The organism is Maribacter forsetii DSM 18668, assembly GCF_000744105.1.
Taxonomy (GTDB): domain Bacteria; phylum Bacteroidota; class Bacteroidia; order Flavobacteriales; family Flavobacteriaceae; genus Maribacter; species Maribacter forsetii.
The window spans coordinates 3,079,655-3,095,829 of sequence record NZ_JQLH01000001.1; the positions used below are offsets into that span (position 1 = coordinate 3,079,655).

General features: G+C 36.5%; 14 protein-coding genes and 1 tRNA gene. 6 read left to right on the forward strand and 9 right to left on the reverse strand.

Translation table 11 applies throughout. The features are described from left to right. The first annotated feature begins 1 nt into the window (after position 1). From P177_RS13280 to P177_RS13300, 5 genes are all read left to right on the forward strand, one after another. Positions 2 to 1,390, forward strand: coding sequence for a CCA tRNA nucleotidyltransferase (locus P177_RS13280; protein ID WP_051941838.1), 1,389 nt, complete (start codon positions 2 to 4; stop codon positions 1,388 to 1,390). Positions 1,391 to 1,494: 104 nt separating this feature from the next. Further along, positions 1,495 to 1,782: a hypothetical protein gene (locus P177_RS13285; RefSeq protein WP_036155506.1), complete on the forward strand. Its 288-nt coding sequence runs from the start codon at positions 1,495 to 1,497 to the stop codon at positions 1,780 to 1,782. A gap of 666 nt (positions 1,783 to 2,448) precedes the next feature. Continuing rightward, positions 2,449 to 3,840: an RtcB family protein gene (locus tag P177_RS13290; protein ID WP_036155508.1), complete on the forward strand. Its 1,392-nt coding sequence runs from the start codon at positions 2,449 to 2,451 to the stop codon at positions 3,838 to 3,840. Positions 3,841 to 3,921: 81 nt separating this feature from the next. Beyond that, positions 3,922 to 4,620, forward strand: coding sequence for a peptide chain release factor H (gene prfH / locus P177_RS13295; protein ID WP_036155510.1), 699 nt, complete (start codon positions 3,922 to 3,924; stop codon positions 4,618 to 4,620). Then, positions 4,605 to 5,132 carry a tetratricopeptide repeat protein gene (locus P177_RS13300; protein ID WP_036155511.1) on the forward strand — a complete coding sequence of 176 codons (528 nt, stop codon included), beginning with the start codon at positions 4,605 to 4,607 and terminating at the stop codon, positions 5,130 to 5,132. The genes prfH and P177_RS13300 overlap by 16 nt, the downstream gene beginning before the upstream one ends. An 89-nt stretch (positions 5,133 to 5,221) precedes the next feature. Here the strand turns inward: P177_RS13300 and P177_RS13305 are convergent, their stop codons facing one another. The 8 genes from P177_RS13305 to P177_RS13340 all read right to left on the reverse strand — a co-directional run bounded on the left by P177_RS13305 (position 5,222) and on the right by P177_RS13340 (position 13,578). Continuing rightward, positions 5,222 to 6,376: a glycoside hydrolase family 5 protein gene (locus P177_RS13305; protein WP_051941839.1), complete on the reverse strand. Its 1,155-nt coding sequence runs from the start codon at positions 6,374 to 6,376 to the stop codon at positions 5,222 to 5,224. A 301-nt stretch (positions 6,377 to 6,677) separates the two neighbouring features. Next, positions 6,678 to 6,751, reverse strand: a tRNA-Pro gene (locus tag P177_RS13310). 174 nt (positions 6,752 to 6,925) lie between these two features. Further along, the gene (locus tag P177_RS13315; protein WP_036155512.1) at positions 6,926 to 7,837 is read right to left on the reverse strand and encodes an alpha/beta hydrolase; all 912 of its coding nucleotides are present in this window, start codon (positions 7,835 to 7,837) and stop codon (positions 6,926 to 6,928) included. A 15-nt stretch (positions 7,838 to 7,852) separates the two neighbouring features. After that, positions 7,853 to 8,593 (reverse strand): M15 family metallopeptidase, encoded by a 741-nt coding sequence (locus P177_RS13320; RefSeq protein ID WP_036155513.1) that lies wholly within the window; start codon positions 8,591 to 8,593, stop codon positions 7,853 to 7,855. Between the two features lie 193 nt (positions 8,594 to 8,786). Beyond that, positions 8,787 to 9,608, reverse strand: coding sequence for a sugar phosphate isomerase/epimerase family protein (locus P177_RS13325; RefSeq protein WP_036155514.1), 822 nt, complete (start codon positions 9,606 to 9,608; stop codon positions 8,787 to 8,789). Positions 9,609 to 9,619: 11 nt separating this feature from the next. After that, positions 9,620 to 10,342, reverse strand: a complete 723-nt coding sequence (locus tag P177_RS13330; protein ID WP_036158410.1) for a gluconate 2-dehydrogenase subunit 3 family protein — start codon at positions 10,340 to 10,342, stop codon at positions 9,620 to 9,622. A gap of 4 nt (positions 10,343 to 10,346) precedes the next feature. Continuing rightward, the gene (locus P177_RS13335) at positions 10,347 to 12,068 is read right to left on the reverse strand and encodes a GMC family oxidoreductase (RefSeq protein WP_036155515.1); all 1,722 of its coding nucleotides are present in this window, start codon (positions 12,066 to 12,068) and stop codon (positions 10,347 to 10,349) included. A gap of 130 nt (positions 12,069 to 12,198) precedes the next feature. Further along, positions 12,199 to 13,578 (reverse strand): sialate O-acetylesterase, encoded by a 1,380-nt coding sequence (locus P177_RS13340; RefSeq protein WP_036155516.1) that lies wholly within the window; start codon positions 13,576 to 13,578, stop codon positions 12,199 to 12,201. A gap of 143 nt (positions 13,579 to 13,721) precedes the next feature. Here P177_RS13340 and P177_RS13345 point away from each other — a divergent pair, with 143 nt between their 5' ends. Further along, positions 13,722 to 15,095 carry a Gfo/Idh/MocA family protein gene (locus tag P177_RS13345; RefSeq protein ID WP_036155517.1) on the forward strand — a complete coding sequence of 458 codons (1,374 nt, stop codon included), beginning with the start codon at positions 13,722 to 13,724 and terminating at the stop codon, positions 15,093 to 15,095. Position 15,096: 1 nt separating this feature from the next. Here P177_RS13345 and P177_RS13350 read toward each other — a convergent pair whose 3' ends face one another. Beyond that, on the reverse strand, positions 15,097 to 16,113 hold the full coding sequence (locus tag P177_RS13350) for a LacI family DNA-binding transcriptional regulator (protein WP_036155518.1): 1,017 nt from the start codon (positions 16,111 to 16,113) through the stop codon (positions 15,097 to 15,099). Between the last annotated feature and the right edge of the window lie 62 nt (positions 16,114 to 16,175).

A 16,175-nucleotide genomic window follows, 5' to 3' on the forward strand; every position in this document is an offset into this window, starting at 1 on the left:
AATGAAAAAGAATATGGAAAACTTACAAAAGACCAAAAATATACTCTTTGAAGAAGTTACTTTCCAAAAATTTCTTAACGAAATAGAATTAAAAAACGGAACTGCAATGTTAATTGGAGGGGCTGTTATAGATGAAATACAGGGATTAAAAATCAAAGATGTAGATATTGAAGTGTATGGTCTTTCTTATTTGGAACTCACAGATTTGATAGAGGGGCTAGATATTGATTGTAATATGGTTGGTAAATCTTTTGGTGTTATTAAAACAAACATAGCCAATTTAGAAATCGATATATCTATTCCTAGAAGAGAAAATAAGGTGGGAATAGGTCATAAAGGATTTACCATAGAACTAGATGAAAAAATGACTCCTAAAGAGGCAGGAATAAGAAGAGACCTTACCATCAATAGCATGTATCTAAATTTACATACCAAAGAATTGGTGGATCCTTTTAATGGACTCGTAGATTTACAAAAAGGCGTTCTTAGGGCTACAAACGAGCAAACCTTTTTAGAAGATCCGCTACGGGTTCTTCGTATCATGCAGTTATTGCCGAGAAAAGGAAAATCGGTCGCTAAATCAACTTTGGCTCTTTGTCGAAAAATAGTAGATTCTTATTCAGAATTGCCGCCAGAGCGCATTTTTGTAGAGTGGGAAAAGCTTTTACTTAAAGCGGACCAACCCGCTATAGGATTAGAATTTTTAAGAGATTCTGGTTGGTTAAAGCATTTTCCTGAATTACAAAACTTAGTTGGATGCCCTCAAAATCCTGTATGGCATCCAGAAGGAGATGTGTGGGTACATACATGCATGGTTTTGGATAATGCTGCAAAATTAAGAGCTCAAATTCCTGAGAACTGGAAATTGCCCTTTATGTTTGGCGCATTGTTACATGATGTAGGTAAACCCGCTACTACAACCCCAAAATTAACAGCTTATGGTCATGATATTAAGGGTATGTCCTTGGCGGAAAACTTTTTAAAACGGATGACCAATAATAAAACCTTGATCCATAAAGTAACTACTATTGTTGGCTTACATATGAGACCTGGTCAATTATACGCATCCGGGGCAAAGGAGGCAGCTTGGAAAAGGTTACACAACAAATGTAGAATAGATATCTTGGGCTGGCAGAGCAAAGCTGATTCGGCTGGAAGAACTGGTAGAGATGTCATTTTAGACGAGCATAAGCCATCTGAAACCTGTTTTAATCTTTTTAAAAAATTTGGAGAGAATGAAATTAAACCCTTGATTTCAGGAAAAGATTTGATTGACCTAGGTTTAAAACCCTCCCAACAATTTGGGGTAATTTTAAGCAGTTGCTATGAAAAGCAACTGGATGGTAAAAGTAGAAAAGACCTCTTATATGATCTAATAAATCAGATTTAAGATAAAAATTGCATCTTTGCATCAGTTCATTGAAATAGTTCTTTTGAAAGTTTTATGGGATATGCATGCCAATACTGGTCTGCATAACTTTTAAAATTTAAACTATGAATTGGAAAATTCAAAAATTACTTGATGGAGAAACCATCATTTCAAAAGAACCCGGTAATTCTATGTTACCATTGTTAAAATCAAAACAACCAGTGCGCCTTGCACCAATTAGTTGGGATGAATGTAATGTTGGTGATATTGTATTCTGTAAAGTGCGTGGAAACGTATTTACACATCTTGTAAAAGGGAAGAATGATAAACGAGGTTTGTTAATTGGTAACAATCACGGTAGAATTAACGGATGGACAAAAAATGTGTATGGTAAAGTAATAGAGATATTATAGGCTCCATGCCACATTTTAATCTTTAAAATTTAAAAGTTAATCATAAATAAAATAGTACATGCTAAATCATTTTAATCACATACCGGACGCCGAAAAGCTAGGATTGCATCGAATTGATGGGTAGATACTATTAAAAACAGATACATAACTAGAGCGTCCAAGAAATTGGGCGCTTTTTTTATGCATTTTTTTCAAGAATTCTCAAAATTCTAAAAGGATGACATTTGACAGCTAAGCACTTAGAAAACAGCGAATTGGGAAAAATGCTGCTATCCGTTAAACAACGGACAGGAACACTCATACCTAAAACTAAACCTAAACAACTGAAAGTCAATTAATTATATTTAATTTTATTTGCAAAATATAAAAAGACCTTTTAGCTTTGCACCGCAATACAACAACAAAATATTTTAACTGAAGTATATATGACTTTTTCAATCACATATCAAATTACACTTAAAGTACCAGGTGCTTTATTAGTGTCGCTTCAGGACTTCTACAATACATAAAGCTACTATAGCATATGATAGAAAGTCCGAAGCCCTAAAGTTTCGGACTTTTTTTATGCCCTAATTTTTCTAAGGAGCATTTTCCGAGACATTTTATCAAATTAAGTATGGCTTTTCAAAAATGAAACGGCCATTCTATTCTCTAAAATGAAATATCATGGGAAAGAAATTAAGTGGAAAAGACCTTATTAAATTAGGTTTTCCAAAGAATAATAGTATCAATATCACTTTAGGTCAAATAAATAGGTATCATAAAAGAGTAAAAAAAGAAAAGATACTTATAGAAGCCAAAAAAGTATTGCTACATCCTGAAAACTACAAAGGGGATGGTGTTTGGGGCAAAATTGCTGAAAGTTTGTTAGATCCTGTTATGGTAAAAAAACAAGCGCTGAATTCGGTGCGAGCACCTTTTCATATCTATGGCGAAAATGAAATTGAAGAACAAGCAAAATACCAATTGTATGATGCTTTAAAGCTTCCGATTTCTGTCGCTGGGGCTTTAATGCCCGATGCCCATAGTGGTTATGGCTTGCCCATTGGGGGAGTTTTGGCTACCAAGAATGCGGTGATTCCGTATGGGGTTGGTGTCGATATCGGTTGTAGAATGTGTTTAACAATTTATCCGATTCCAGTTTCATACCTCAAAGGGAAAAAACACCAATTGGCAAATTTCCTTTCAGAACATACAAAATTCGGAATGCGAGAAACACATCAAATAAAGCACGACCATGAAATCTTTGAGCGAGATGAATTTAAAAATATCCCTCTCTTAAAAAGATTAAAGGATAAGGCATACAAACAACTGGGTACTTCTGGTGGCGGAAATCATTTCGTAGAATTCGGAACGGTTACTATTACAGATAATCAAAACGAATGGGGCTTGAAACTTGGTGAATATCTAGGTGTATTATCCCATAGCGGGTCACGCGGTCTAGGAGCCAACATTGCAAAACATTACACCTATTTAGCAACAAAGCAATGTCCATTACCAAAACACGTGCAACATTTAGCATGGTTGGATTTGAATACGCATGACGGACAAGAATATTGGTTAGCTATGAATTTAGCAGGTGATTATGCCAAAGCATGTCATGACAATATTCACGCAAGACTTGCTAAGCTTTTAGGTGAAAAACCTGTGGCTAAAATTGAAAACCATCACAATTTTGCTTGGAAACAAGAGGTAAATGGCGAAGAATGTATTGTCCATAGAAAAGGAGCAACACCAGCTGCAAAAGGTGAACTGGGAATTATCCCCGGTTCTATGACCGCGCCTGGCTATATCGTAAGAGGTTTGGGAAACCAAGGGAGTTTACACTCTGCCTCACATGGTGCAGGAAGGCTCTTTTCTAGACGAAAATGTAAAGAATCGTTCACACAAAGCGAGATTAAAAAACAATTAGCGGCACATGAAGTGACTCTTATAGGTGGTGGCATCGATGAGGCGCCAATGGCATATAAAGACATTAAAAAGGTCATGGCAAATCAACAAGAGCTAGTTGAGGTAATCGGAACCTTTACACCAAAAATTGTAAGAATGGACAAGTAAAAATTCATTGTTAGTTGTTGGTTAATAGTTGTTTAAAACAAGACTATCATCTGACGACCGACAACGATCAATTAAAATAATATGGAAACAATTATACAAATAACAGCAGGTAGAGGACCTGCAGAATGTAGCTGGGTGGTTGCTCAGGTACTAAAACTTTTTTTAGTCGAAACCAAGAATAAAGGATTTCAACATAGCATTTTACATCGCGAAAAAGGTAGCCAAAACGGAACGGTACAATCCGTCACCATCCGCTTGACGGGGAAAAATATAGATGCCTATTTAGCTACTTGGTTAGGTACTATTCAATGGATAGGCACCTCAACTTTTCGTAAATATCACAAGCGAAAAAACTGGTTTATAGGTGCTTATGAATTAAAAGAACTTAAAACTATGGCTGTTGATGAAAAACACATTTCTTTTCAGACTATGAGAAGTACGGGACCTGGTGGGCAAAATGTAAACAAGGTAAACTCTGCAGTACGCGCCATTCATGACCCTACCGGTGTGCAAGTAGTTGTTATGGATAGTCGCTCACAACACCAAAACAAAAAACTAGCTATAGCTAGGTTAAAAGAAAAAGTAAACGAAACCAACCTGAAGCAGCTGAAAGAACTAATGGCAAACCAATGGGAAAATCATTTGAACCTACAACGCGGAAATCCTATTCGTGTTTTTAAGGGAACAGATTTTAAACATCAAAAAGGGAATAAAAGCTTAAAGCCTAAACGGCAAAAGATGAAAAACGATTTAAAACAACAAAAATGGGACTTACTATAGCCGACACCTATTATCTAAAGGCAAAAGCGGCATCTGATTACGATTGGGACGAAGTATGTGAATCACTAAACTATGCCCTGTCTTATGATGAAAACCACTGCGCAGCACTTTGTCTTTTAGGTAAAGTATATGCCGCAAACTTGAACCAATATGAAAAAGCCTTTGATTGCTTTGACAGAGTCATTGCAATTGATAGCCACTATCTAGGTGTTTATCCACATTACGTTAAGTACTTAATTTGGGCTGATGAAATTGAAAGAGCAAATAAACTAATTGCTTTTTCCCTTAATTTAAAAGGGATATCAAAAGGAAATATATTTTGGCTTTCAGCGTATGCGTCAGAAACTAAGGAAGCTTATAAAGATGCTCTAAAGTATCTTAAAAAAGCTAAAAAGCATTCATACAATGACGACTACTTCTCTTTTATAGAGGAAGAAGAAAAAAGAATTAAAAAAAAGTTGAAGTTGGATAAGCCCAAAGTAAAAAAGAACAGAAGAAAGAAAAATAAGTAAAACATACTAATTAAGCCTTAGTATAAATATCAAAATGAAATCAAAATTTTTCATTTTGATATTTTTTATTCAATTAGTTTAATCATCTTTCACTTCGTAGCATTGACTATAGCATCTGCAATTTCTGGGTAAACCCATTCTAATGTGTTCCTATTAAAAAGACCAAATTCATCGGCATTACCATTGTCCCACCAAATAGGACAAATACCGCGCTCAGCACATAACTCAGCATAATATTGTGCATGTGCTAAACGATCTGCCACATTATTTGCAAATGTAGAGCCCCATTCTCCCATTACTACTGCCCTACCTTCGTTATCGAACTTATTTTGAATGGTATTAAATTCTTGTGTTAACTGTGCCTTATCTGTATCTGTACCCCAAGTTGGATCAGTTCCTGCTAGACTGAACAAATAAGGAGAATAACTATGAATAGATACAATTATATTTTCATCGTTATTTGGAATTTGGTAATCTTCTAATACATTTTCACCAGTACCTGCGGCATATGTAGAAACCATTATTTTACGAACAGCATTATTGCCACCTGTTGCACGAATTGCATCAACACCTACTTGGTGATATTGATTTACAACATCTCGTCCTTCGGCAGTACCACCTTCCCATTCTTCAGGAGACCCTTCGTGGCGTGGCTCATTCAAAGTTTCAAATATTACATAGTCTCCATAAGGTTTAAATCTGTTGGCAATTTGTGTCCATGTTTTTGTTAATCGATCTTTTACAGCTGGTGCATTTTCATATGTGGGTATAATCCATTCGTCATCATGATGAATATTGATGATGACATACATTTCATTACTTAAAGCAAAGTTTGCAATGTTTTCTACCCTATCTAACCAGTCAGATTCTAAAATATAATCTGGCGCATCGCCTGAATGAAACCGCCAAGTAACAGGTAATCGTAAGGTTTTAAATCCTTTTTCAGCAACTGCATCAATCATTGCCTTTGTGGTTATAGGATTTCCCCATGCGGTTACATCTATATCTTCTGTATCTAAAGTATTACCCAAATTCCAACCAGAACCCATGTCCAGCACAAATTCTTTGGGCGATAAATCTCGCATATCACCATTAAAGACTTCATCTGGTATACTAGTATCATTTGGTGTTTCAACGGTGTTTATTTCATCTAAAGAATCATTATTTACTGGATTTTCTGAACTTGAGCATCCTAATAAAACAGTGATACCCAGTAGAATTAAAAACGTAGAAATATTTTTCATTTACGCCTATTTTTTAAAAGAACAAATCATGTGAAATTAAAGCTACACTTGAGACTTGTTTGTAAATTAATGAAAAATAAGCAATTAAGAAATGAAATGCCATTTAAGACAAATACGACTTTTATAAAGGTTTTCTTGATTAAAGCGTGATTTAGATAATTCTGATGAAACCTCGGTGCAAATGACAAAATGAAGGCTATCGCCTTTTCATTTTTTGTTCCAAACCGCTTTCATAAACTATGTTTATGACGCTTTTGGAAACAAAAAATGAACTGTTCTCACAGTTCATTTTTTTATTCAGTCGGGATGACAGGATTTGAACCTGCGACCACTCGACCCCCAGCCGAGTGCGCTACCGGACTGCGCTACATCCCGAAATATTAATGGAAGAAAATCTCCCTTATTTTGTATAGTTTTTCAACTGCCTAAGATCCACTGTAGTGCAGTTTATCCTGAGCGGAGTCGAAGGGCTACATCCCGAAAATTCCGATTGCAAAAATAGAGAAGTTTTGTAAATTAAAATCACTCTTTTCCTAAAACTTAAATTAGTTATCTCAACGAAACTATCCAGTCTATCATTCTATCTCCCCAGTCTTTTAAATGCTCATCATGCAAACCTAGTCCAAATCCGTGACCACCTTTTGGGTAAATATGCATTGTTGCAGAAACCCCTTTATCCTTTACCGCTTTATAGAATAACAAACTATTTTCTACAGGTACTGCGGTATCATCTGAGGCATGGAGTAAAAAAGTTGGTGGCGTTTGTTCGGTAACTTGTTTTTCATTCGAAAAATACTCGACCATATCAATCGTTGGTTTCTCGCCAATTAAATTATTCTTCGAACCTAGGTGTGTCACTTCACCAAATGATATTACAGGATACCCTAACGCCATAAAATCTGGTCGAGCACTTTCATCATCTATACCATCAATTGGCTCATAAACCTTTTCATTAAAATGTGTTCCTAAGGTAGATGCTAAATGTCCGCCAGCTGAAAACCCAATTATTCCAATCTTATCAGAGTCTACATTAAATTGTTCTGCGTTAGCACGAACAAGCCTTACCGCTCTTTGAGCATCTATAAGTGGCACGTACTTTTTGTCGGTCTGTGATACATCTGACGGCAAACGATATTTTACCACTATCCCAGCAATACCATTGCTATTCAAAAATTTTGCAATATCTGTACCTTCCCAATCATAAGCTAAAATTCCATATCCGCCACCAGGAAAAATTAAAACTGCTTCTCCTGTTGCATCTCGTTTTGATGGTAAATACACCTCAATAGTGGGAACTTGAACTTTACTAATTCGTAAAATTTCATTTTGTTCATGTACTTCCTTTTCTAAGCTCTTTAAATGGTTAGGAATTTTATCTTTTGGCCATAATTGCATAATGGTATCTTGGGCAGCGGTATTACCTATAACAACCAGCATTAATAATAATAGTATGTTTTTCATATGTAGTCTATTAGGTTATTCGCAATCCCATTTAAAGTTGGCTATAGGGTCATGCGATGCTCCTTGTAAATTATAGTGCCACCACTCTGTTCTAGTGGACCAAAACCCATGTTTTTCCATGGTTTCCTTGAGCAACTTTCTGTTATCTAAAATTTCCTGAGGTAAGTCAAAATTATCATGATATGCGCGTTTACCAAAAAAATCAAAATCCGACGGCATTTTCACTTCATCACCATCTAGTGTAACCAAAGTAATATCTACTGCTCCACCCTTATTATGAATAGATCCTTTAACAGGGTTTGCTACGTACTGCGGATTAGGTACTATTTTCCACATTTTATATTGTACAGAATTAGGTCTGTAGCAATCATAGAACTTTATTTTTACTCCGTGCTTTTTAAATTCTTCATTTGCTTTTAGCAAAGCCTTTACTGTTTTTGCCCTTGTATAGCATTCACCACAATCGTATACTTGTTCTTTCAAGAAATTATTATCAGTAGCATATCTTAAGTCATACGCAAAGCCATCACTATAGTCTGCTAATCGAACGAATGTAGTATCTGCAACGCCTTCTAAGCTTTTAAATACAGGTTTCTCTACTTTAGGTTCTATTATTGAATCAACAACAATCTGACCTATGGGCTCTTTTTCTGTTGTAGTCTCTTTGTTGGAAGTTTCAGTTTTACAGCCAACAAGTGTAATTATATTTAAAAATATAATTGATATCGTCGTTTTTAAAATTAATGTCTTTTTCATTTATAATTAGTTATAAGTAAGAAACTTATATTTTTTGTAAAACCGTTTCATGATAAAGAAAGTAAAAATAACACTCTAAAATTTTATAATAAACAATTACATAAGAAACCCTATGATCATCAGATCTGGAGCCACAAAAAAACCTCCTATTTAATTAAAAATAGAAGGTTGCATTGCACTTTTGGTTGTTGGTTTACTTCAAGGTTTTTAAATACGTCAAGCTCTTTGGAACTTGGGTCACCACATTTTTAGATTCGTCTTCTATAAACATGTATTCAATACCTAATTTTTTAGCCTCTGCAACTATGCCAGAAATATCTATTTGTCCTGTTCCTAAGACAACATTGGTATCATCTTCTTCATGACCGGTATTATTACCTTCAATACCTTTTTCCATATCCTTTAAATGTAACAGCGTAATTTTCTTAGGGTATTTCTTCATCAACGCCAACGGATCTGCACCACCATGTTGTGCCCAGAACACATCTAGTTCAAATGTAAAGTCTTTAGCATTCTGTGCCATATAGTCAAACAATGTTCCATTTTTATAAGGTCTAAATTCATACCCATGCGGGTGATACGCCAATACGAGTCCGTTCTGTTTTAGAATTTTACCCGCTTTATTGAAGACTTCCGTGGCATGTTTGGTTTCTTCTAGATCCCATTTGTTATCATCATGGGGTACCCATGCACACATTACGTACGTAGCCCCAAAATCTTTAGCATTTTTAACAACTTTTTCAACATCATTTTCCAAATCTTCAAAGCCAGCACCTACGCTTACCATCTCTAAATCATTTTCAACTAACAAGGCTTTAAAATCCTCTAATGGCATGTCATAGGTCTCCCCTCCTTCAATTTTGGTGATGCCCCATTCATTTATCAACCCTAAGGTGTTAGAAACATCCATTTTAAATTGATTTCTAAGACTATATAACTGTAATCCTACCTCCTGGGCTTGCGCTAAAAAACCACTACACAGAAGAATAGTGGCAATTATTACTTTTTTTATCATCGTGATGTTAATTACGTAAGTAAATTTCCTTCATCATCCCACTCTGCCATAACGTTGCGCTGACTTTGGTCTACACATTTTGCAATCCATTCCGGGTCATAAGCAACACCATGTTGGTCTAGTACATCTTGCGGTACACCGTCCCAAACATTAGGTGAATTTCCTTTATATCCTAAATCTGCAATACCAACTTTAGAGGTATAATACCCTGTAACGGTTAAACCACGCATGGTATAGAAAAACTGTATCTCTAATGGTTGCTCGCTTAATGGTTTCTCACTATCATGCCAGCAGATTTCATCACAAATCTGTTTTTTCTGCTCTAAAGTAGCCGACTTAAATTCGGTACCGAACTCCGTATTACTTTTATGGTCCAACCACATTAAGCCACCTAACAGTGTAGGCGCCATTTCTGGAATATCTTTACCCATAAATTCTACAAGCGCGGGCACCTCTGCTTCTATCGGACCACCATGTGGTTCTTTTGGAGGAAGTATCACAACACTTAAAGCTGCGATAGTTTCCATCTCATGCTCATTGAACAATTGCTCAGCGTTCAGTTTTTCTATACGATCCAATTCTTCTGGCGTTCTACCAAAAAACTTCTCACTGCTGGTTGAAATTACTTCATCTACAGATTCGCCATTCTCAGTCTTACATGAATTGAAGACTAGCCCAGATGTTGCCGCAGCACCACCAAGTATTAAAGTTTGTAAACTCTTTCTTCTATCCATCATCCTAAATATTTTGTGCCTTTAATTGTTCAATGATATAATCTGATGCCCTCCATGAAAGCGCCATTATCGTCCAAGTACAGTTCTTATCTGCTTGAGAAACAAAAACCCCTGCATCTACTATAAATACATTGTCCGCATCATGTAACTGCTGAAACTTATTTGTGACCGATGTTTTAGGATCATCTCCCATTCTAGTGGTACCTACCTCGTGAATAATCTCACCTGGTTTATTTAGTCCATAATCTTTATCCTTACCTGGCTTTTCACCTAAATAATGACCACCCATATTATGAATAATCTCTTCAAAGGTATCTTGCATGTGCTTCGCCTGATTTACCTCGTATTCTGAATGTTTATAATTAAACTTCAAAACAGGAATACCAAATTGATCTACGGTCGTAGGGTCAATTTCACAGTAATTGTCTTTATAAGCAATCGCTTCGCCACGACCACCAAATCCTATAACGGAACCGTAGTATTTCTTTACATCATCACGTAAGCTATCACCATATCCTCCAGATTTTAATCCGAAGTACTGGTTCATGGCATTCGGGTCCCAACCAAAACCGTAGTTTGGCTGTCCCATACCACCCCAAACTTCAATATGATATCCTCTTGGGAAATTCAGTTTTGAATTATCACCCCACCATGGTGAGTAAACGTGCATACCACCTACACCATCTTCATTATAAGATGTCTTCCTATTCATTAACCCTGGTATTACACCCGATGCACTTGATCCTGTTGAATCATGTAAATACCTACCAACAAGGTTGCTACTATTCCCTAATCCGTTAGGGTGTTGCTTACTCTTAGAGTTTAATAGTATACGTGCAGAACTACATGCAGATGCAGCCAATACTACCACTTTACCTCTAAGTTTATATTCTTTTCTATCTTCTTTGTTGATGTAAGATACACCTGTTGCTTTACCTTCTTCATTGGTAAGAACCTCACGTACCATTGAATTCACAAATAATTTCACTTGACCGCCACTCTTTTGAGCCGGAAAGATTAAACAACTACCTGCTGAGAAATCGGCATATATTTGACATGATCTACCGCATTGTCCGCAATAGAAACAAACGCCACGATCTTCATTAATTCTTTTGGTCAACATTGAAAGTCTCCCCGGAATTACCGGTATGTTAGACTTCTTTGCGCCATTGATGTAAAATAATTCGTGCAATCTTGGTTTCGGGGGAGGAAGAAAGAATCCGTCAGGATCGTTTTCTCTACCTTCATTGGTGCCAAATACACCAATTAACTTGTCTAATTTATCGTAATATGGTTTAACATCTTCGTATCCTATTGGCCAGTCATCGCCATGGCCATCACGGGTTTTTCCTTTAAAATCTTTTGGTCCGAAACGTAAAGAAATACGTCCCCAGTGATTAGTTCGTCCTCCGAGCATTCTTGCACGCCACCATTTAAATTCAGTTCCTTCTGCATGTGTATATGGCTCTCCTTCTACTTCCCAATCTCCCCATGACATATCCCATTCACCAAAAGCTCTATCTGTACCTGCTCCTCTTCTTGGAGAATCATATGGTTGTTTTAATTGCGTCATGGTTTTTGGATCAGCTGGATCAAAAAATGGACCGGCTTCTACAACAGCTACATTTAAACCTGCATCTGCCAATTGTTTGGTAGCCATACCACCACCAGCTCCTGAACCTACGATGATAACATCAAAGATTTCTGAGGATTCTTTTATTTGCATAATTTGAGATTAGTTGATGATTACAATTTAATTCTTTATTAAAACATGAGCCTTGTTTTTAGCTGAATAACATGCGTTACTGGACGGACGGATATTTTTTAAGCACAATTGTCCGTTTTGGGCAATTTTGTTATTCACTTACAAAGGTTGAGGCAGGCAAACCAGCGGCATTGAACAAAGTACCTATGTCTGTACTTTTAAAAGCATATCTAACTCCTGTCGGATTTTTCACTTCTTTTGAGCTTAATATTACTTCTTCGTTTTTCAATTTTGCCTTTGCAGGAAACCATTCTCCTGCTGCGTTTGTAATTTCAAAAAGTTCTATTTTATTTCCTTTATTATATAATCCGTCCGCGTTGCTGAAGTTCACTTTTAACCGATTGCCTTCTACTTCAAATGAATCATATAATGGACCATATACTTCTGTATCGGCTAATAACCCGTACTCATTTTTAAGTGCAATATTCGCCAATCGCAAACCTACATCTTGTTTATTTAAAGGGTGAATGTTTTCGGTCGTACAAATATCACTGGTCATGGCCATACCTGTATTTTTCAACGCCAAAGTTCTTCGCTGCTGGTCGCGTACCATACCACCCGCAAACTCTTGGTCATATTTAAATGGAGCTATTTGTACGTAGTAAAACGGAAAATCGTCGTTCCATTCTGTTCGCCAAGAAGTAATCATTTTACTAAAAAGTTCATGATAGCTTTCTGCGTTTGCTGTATTGGCTTCGCCTTGATACCAAAGTGTACCTGCAATTTTAAACTTAGTCAAAGGTGCTATCATGCCATTATACAGAGTAGATTTCTCTACCGTCACCCATTTATTAGTCTCGACCTTTTTATGCGCTTCAATCAATTCTGGATGTGCTTTGAAAACAGCGTCTGGTGTCCAGACTTCTGCGCTAGATGCTCCCCATGCGTTATCTATCAATCCGACCGGAATGTTTAATTCTTCTTGCACCTTTCTTGCAAAAAAATAGGCAACTGCACTAAAATCTTGCATGGTTTCAGGCGAACAAGCTACCCATGTACCTGCCGTATCTTCTTGTGGATATTTAGCAGTTCTCTTCGCTACTGTAAACAATCGAATATTCGGGTAATTTGCATTCTCGACTTCAAAATCTCTATTCGCGATTTTACTGTTTGCACTCCACTCCATATTACTTTGCCCAGAGCAAAGCCACACCTCGCCTATCAATACATCTTTCAAAGTAATTTCGTTTTTACTACCCTTAAATGTTATTTGAAACGGTCCGCCTGCTGCAGGTGTTTTTACATTGATTTCCCATTTTGCATCATTACCTGTTTTAACGGCAACGGTCTCATCGTTCCAACTTGTGTAAATCGTAAACTCTTCATTAGGGTCTGCCCAGCCATAAAGCAATACATCGCTTTCTCGTTGCAAAACCATTTCATTAGAGAATATTTTAGGTAGTGTAATTTCAGCCTTGGCAAAAGTGGTAACCACAAGGCACAGCATCATCAGGATAAAACGTAAATTCATGTAGTCAATACTATTTTGATTTAAATATAATTAAATATGTGCCATATTAACAAATTCATAATCAATCAATGCTATTTTTAAAGTATTCGCTATCTTAACTACATTATTTGTCTTGTTTGTAAACTTCTTAAACTCAACTTGTCATGCCTCACCAGCCAACATTATTTAAGCGCCGAAATTTTATTAAAGCTACTTCGGCATCTTTACTATTTACTTCTTTACCCGCCTTCGGATTCAAATTCTTCGCGAACGAAAAACCGAAAAAAGTAGCACTTATCGGTACTGGTTGGTATGGTACTGGTGATGTATTACGTCTTATTCAGGTGGCAAATGTAGAAGTGGTCTCACTTTGTGATGTTGATACCAATCAATTAAATACTGCAGCAGAATTAGTTTCTGAACGGCAAAAAAATGGCAAAAAACCAAAGCTATTTACCGATTATAGAACCATGCTAAAAAGCACTGAATTAGATATTGTTCTTATTGGCACACCCGATCATTGGCATGCTTTAACTTGTATTGCCGCCTTAAAATCTGGAGCTCACGTTTATGTTCAAAAACCGATTAGCGTAGATGTTATGGAGGGTGAAGCAATGGTCGCTGCTGCTAGAAAATACAACAGGGTGGTTCAAGTGGGTACACAGCGAAAAAGTACTCCGCACCTTATAGATGCTAAAAAGCAAATTATTGATGCCGGATTGCTAGGCACCATTGGTCACGTAGATATGTGCTGCTATTATCACATGCGTGCAAATGGGAATCCGTCAGAGCAAGAAGTACCAGATTTCTTTGATTGTGATATGTGGACAGGTCCTGCACCTATGAGACCTTATGATGGTTTACCACACAAAAGATGGTGGCGTACATTTCGTGAGTATGGTAACGGAATTACAGGTGATATGTGTGTGCACATGCTAGATACCGTTCGTTGGATGCTAGATTTAGGATGGCCTAAACGTATTAGCTCTGAAGGTGGAATTTATGTTCAGAAGGATGGTAAATCTAACATCTCCGATTCACAATCTGCAGTGTTTGAATATGACGGACTTAACTGTAATTGGCAACATAGAACATGGGGAAACCCTGATGATCCTGAATACCCCTGGGCATTTAAAATCTATGGAGAAAAAGGTGTTCTAAAGGGTGATGTGATGAAAGCTGAATTTGTACCCGTAAATGGTAGTGAATCTATTCGTTTTGATGTTCTTTATGAAAAAGAGAAATACCCTGAAGACTTATCTGAAAAAGACATTGAATTACATGCCGCACCCGCAACTCGTAGGCATATGATAGATTTCTTAAATGCAATTAAAAACAATACAAAACCCGTTGCCGATATTGAGAACGGGCACATTTCTACCGCTAGCTGTATTTTGGCAAATATATCGATGGATTTGAAAAGACCTTTAGTTTATGACCCTCAAAGTAGAACGGTAATAAACGACTCAGAAGCTACTGCATTATTGCAAAGAGACTATCGTGGACAATGGGAACACCCACACCCAGATACGGTCTAAATTATTGTAGTTTTTTGGTAGAATCCCTTACCAACAAGCTGGTTTTCACCACCTTAGTTTCATATGGCAAACCAGGATTTTTAATTCTATTTATCAGCAGTTTAGCTGTTTGCTCGCCTATATATTTACCATGCTGACTTACCATTGTCAGTGACGGAGTTACGTATTTAGATAACTGTCCGTTTGTAAAACCAATGATCGAAATATCATTAGGTACGTTATATCCTCTTGCCTTTACCACTTCTAAAACTTGAACAGCAATGAGTTCATCTATACCTATAATCCCATCTATGGTTTTATAATTCAGTAAAAAGGACATCAATAAATCTAAATCATCTTTAATCGTTAGATTGATAACCAACTTAGGATCAAACGGAATATCTAATTCTTCTAACGCTTTCTTATACCCTAGCAATCTTAATTTACCAACGCTTGAACTAGAAATAGGATTTACTACCGCTATATTTTTACAGCCAATATTTATTAAATGCTTAGTAATTTTATAGCCTGCTTCAAGATCATCTACAACTACTTTATCGCACTGCACATTATCCGAAACCCTATCAAATAGCACTACAGGAATATCATTATTGATTACATCAATCAATGCTTCATGTGTGTCTTCATTCTGACTTTCTTCAGCTAGGGACATAATAACACCATCTACAGTACCGGCATCAAAAAATTCTAGCGTTTTTGTTTCTTTTGCTTTAGACTCGTTACTAATGCAACTAATAATATTATAGCCACTTTCATTTGCCACTTTTTCAATTCCGTATAGCACCTGAACAAAAAAGTAATTTAGAATATTAGGCACAACAACGCCAATGGTCTTTGTGCTTTTGTTCAATAGATTAAGTGCCAACCTATTAGGCTTATAATGCTTTTCTTTTGCGTATGCCTGAATTTTTACCTTTAGGTCATTGCTAATCTCATGACTATCATTTATCGCTTTTGAAACGGTAGAGATAGAAACGCCAAAATGCCCGGCAATATCCTTTAAGGTTACTTTTTTCATAATTTATACTGCAAAATAACAGATTTAAATTGACATTTAAATTATGTATAAAAATCAAAATG

Coding starts and splice junctions, on each gene's coding strand:
- P177_RS13280 (WP_051941838.1), top strand. CDS start 2: ATGAAAAAGAATATGGAAAACTTACAAAAGACCAAAAATATACTCTTT.
- P177_RS13285 (WP_036155506.1), top strand. CDS start 1,495: ATGAATTGGAAAATTCAAAAATTACTTGATGGAGAAACCATCATTTCA.
- P177_RS13290 (WP_036155508.1), top strand. CDS start 2,449: ATGGGAAAGAAATTAAGTGGAAAAGACCTTATTAAATTAGGTTTTCCA.
- prfH (WP_036155510.1), top strand. CDS start 3,922: ATGGAAACAATTATACAAATAACAGCAGGTAGAGGACCTGCAGAATGT.
- P177_RS13300 (WP_036155511.1), top strand. CDS start 4,605: ATGGGACTTACTATAGCCGACACCTATTATCTAAAGGCAAAAGCGGCA.
- P177_RS13305 (WP_051941839.1), bottom strand. CDS start 6,376: ATGAAAAATATTTCTACGTTTTTAATTCTACTGGGTATCACTGTTTTA.
- P177_RS13315 (WP_036155512.1), bottom strand. CDS start 7,837: ATGAAAAACATACTATTATTATTAATGCTGGTTGTTATAGGTAATACC.
- P177_RS13320 (WP_036155513.1), bottom strand. CDS start 8,593: ATGAAAAAGACATTAATTTTAAAAACGACGATATCAATTATATTTTTA.
- P177_RS13325 (WP_036155514.1), bottom strand. CDS start 9,608: ATGATAAAAAAAGTAATAATTGCCACTATTCTTCTGTGTAGTGGTTTT.
- P177_RS13330 (WP_036158410.1), bottom strand. CDS start 10,342: ATGGATAGAAGAAAGAGTTTACAAACTTTAATACTTGGTGGTGCTGCG.
- P177_RS13335 (WP_036155515.1), bottom strand. CDS start 12,068: ATGCAAATAAAAGAATCCTCAGAAATCTTTGATGTTATCATCGTAGGT.
- P177_RS13340 (WP_036155516.1), bottom strand. CDS start 13,578: ATGAATTTACGTTTTATCCTGATGATGCTGTGCCTTGTGGTTACCACT.
- P177_RS13345 (WP_036155517.1), top strand. CDS start 13,722: ATGCCTCACCAGCCAACATTATTTAAGCGCCGAAATTTTATTAAAGCT.
- P177_RS13350 (WP_036155518.1), bottom strand. CDS start 16,113: ATGAAAAAAGTAACCTTAAAGGATATTGCCGGGCATTTTGGCGTTTCT.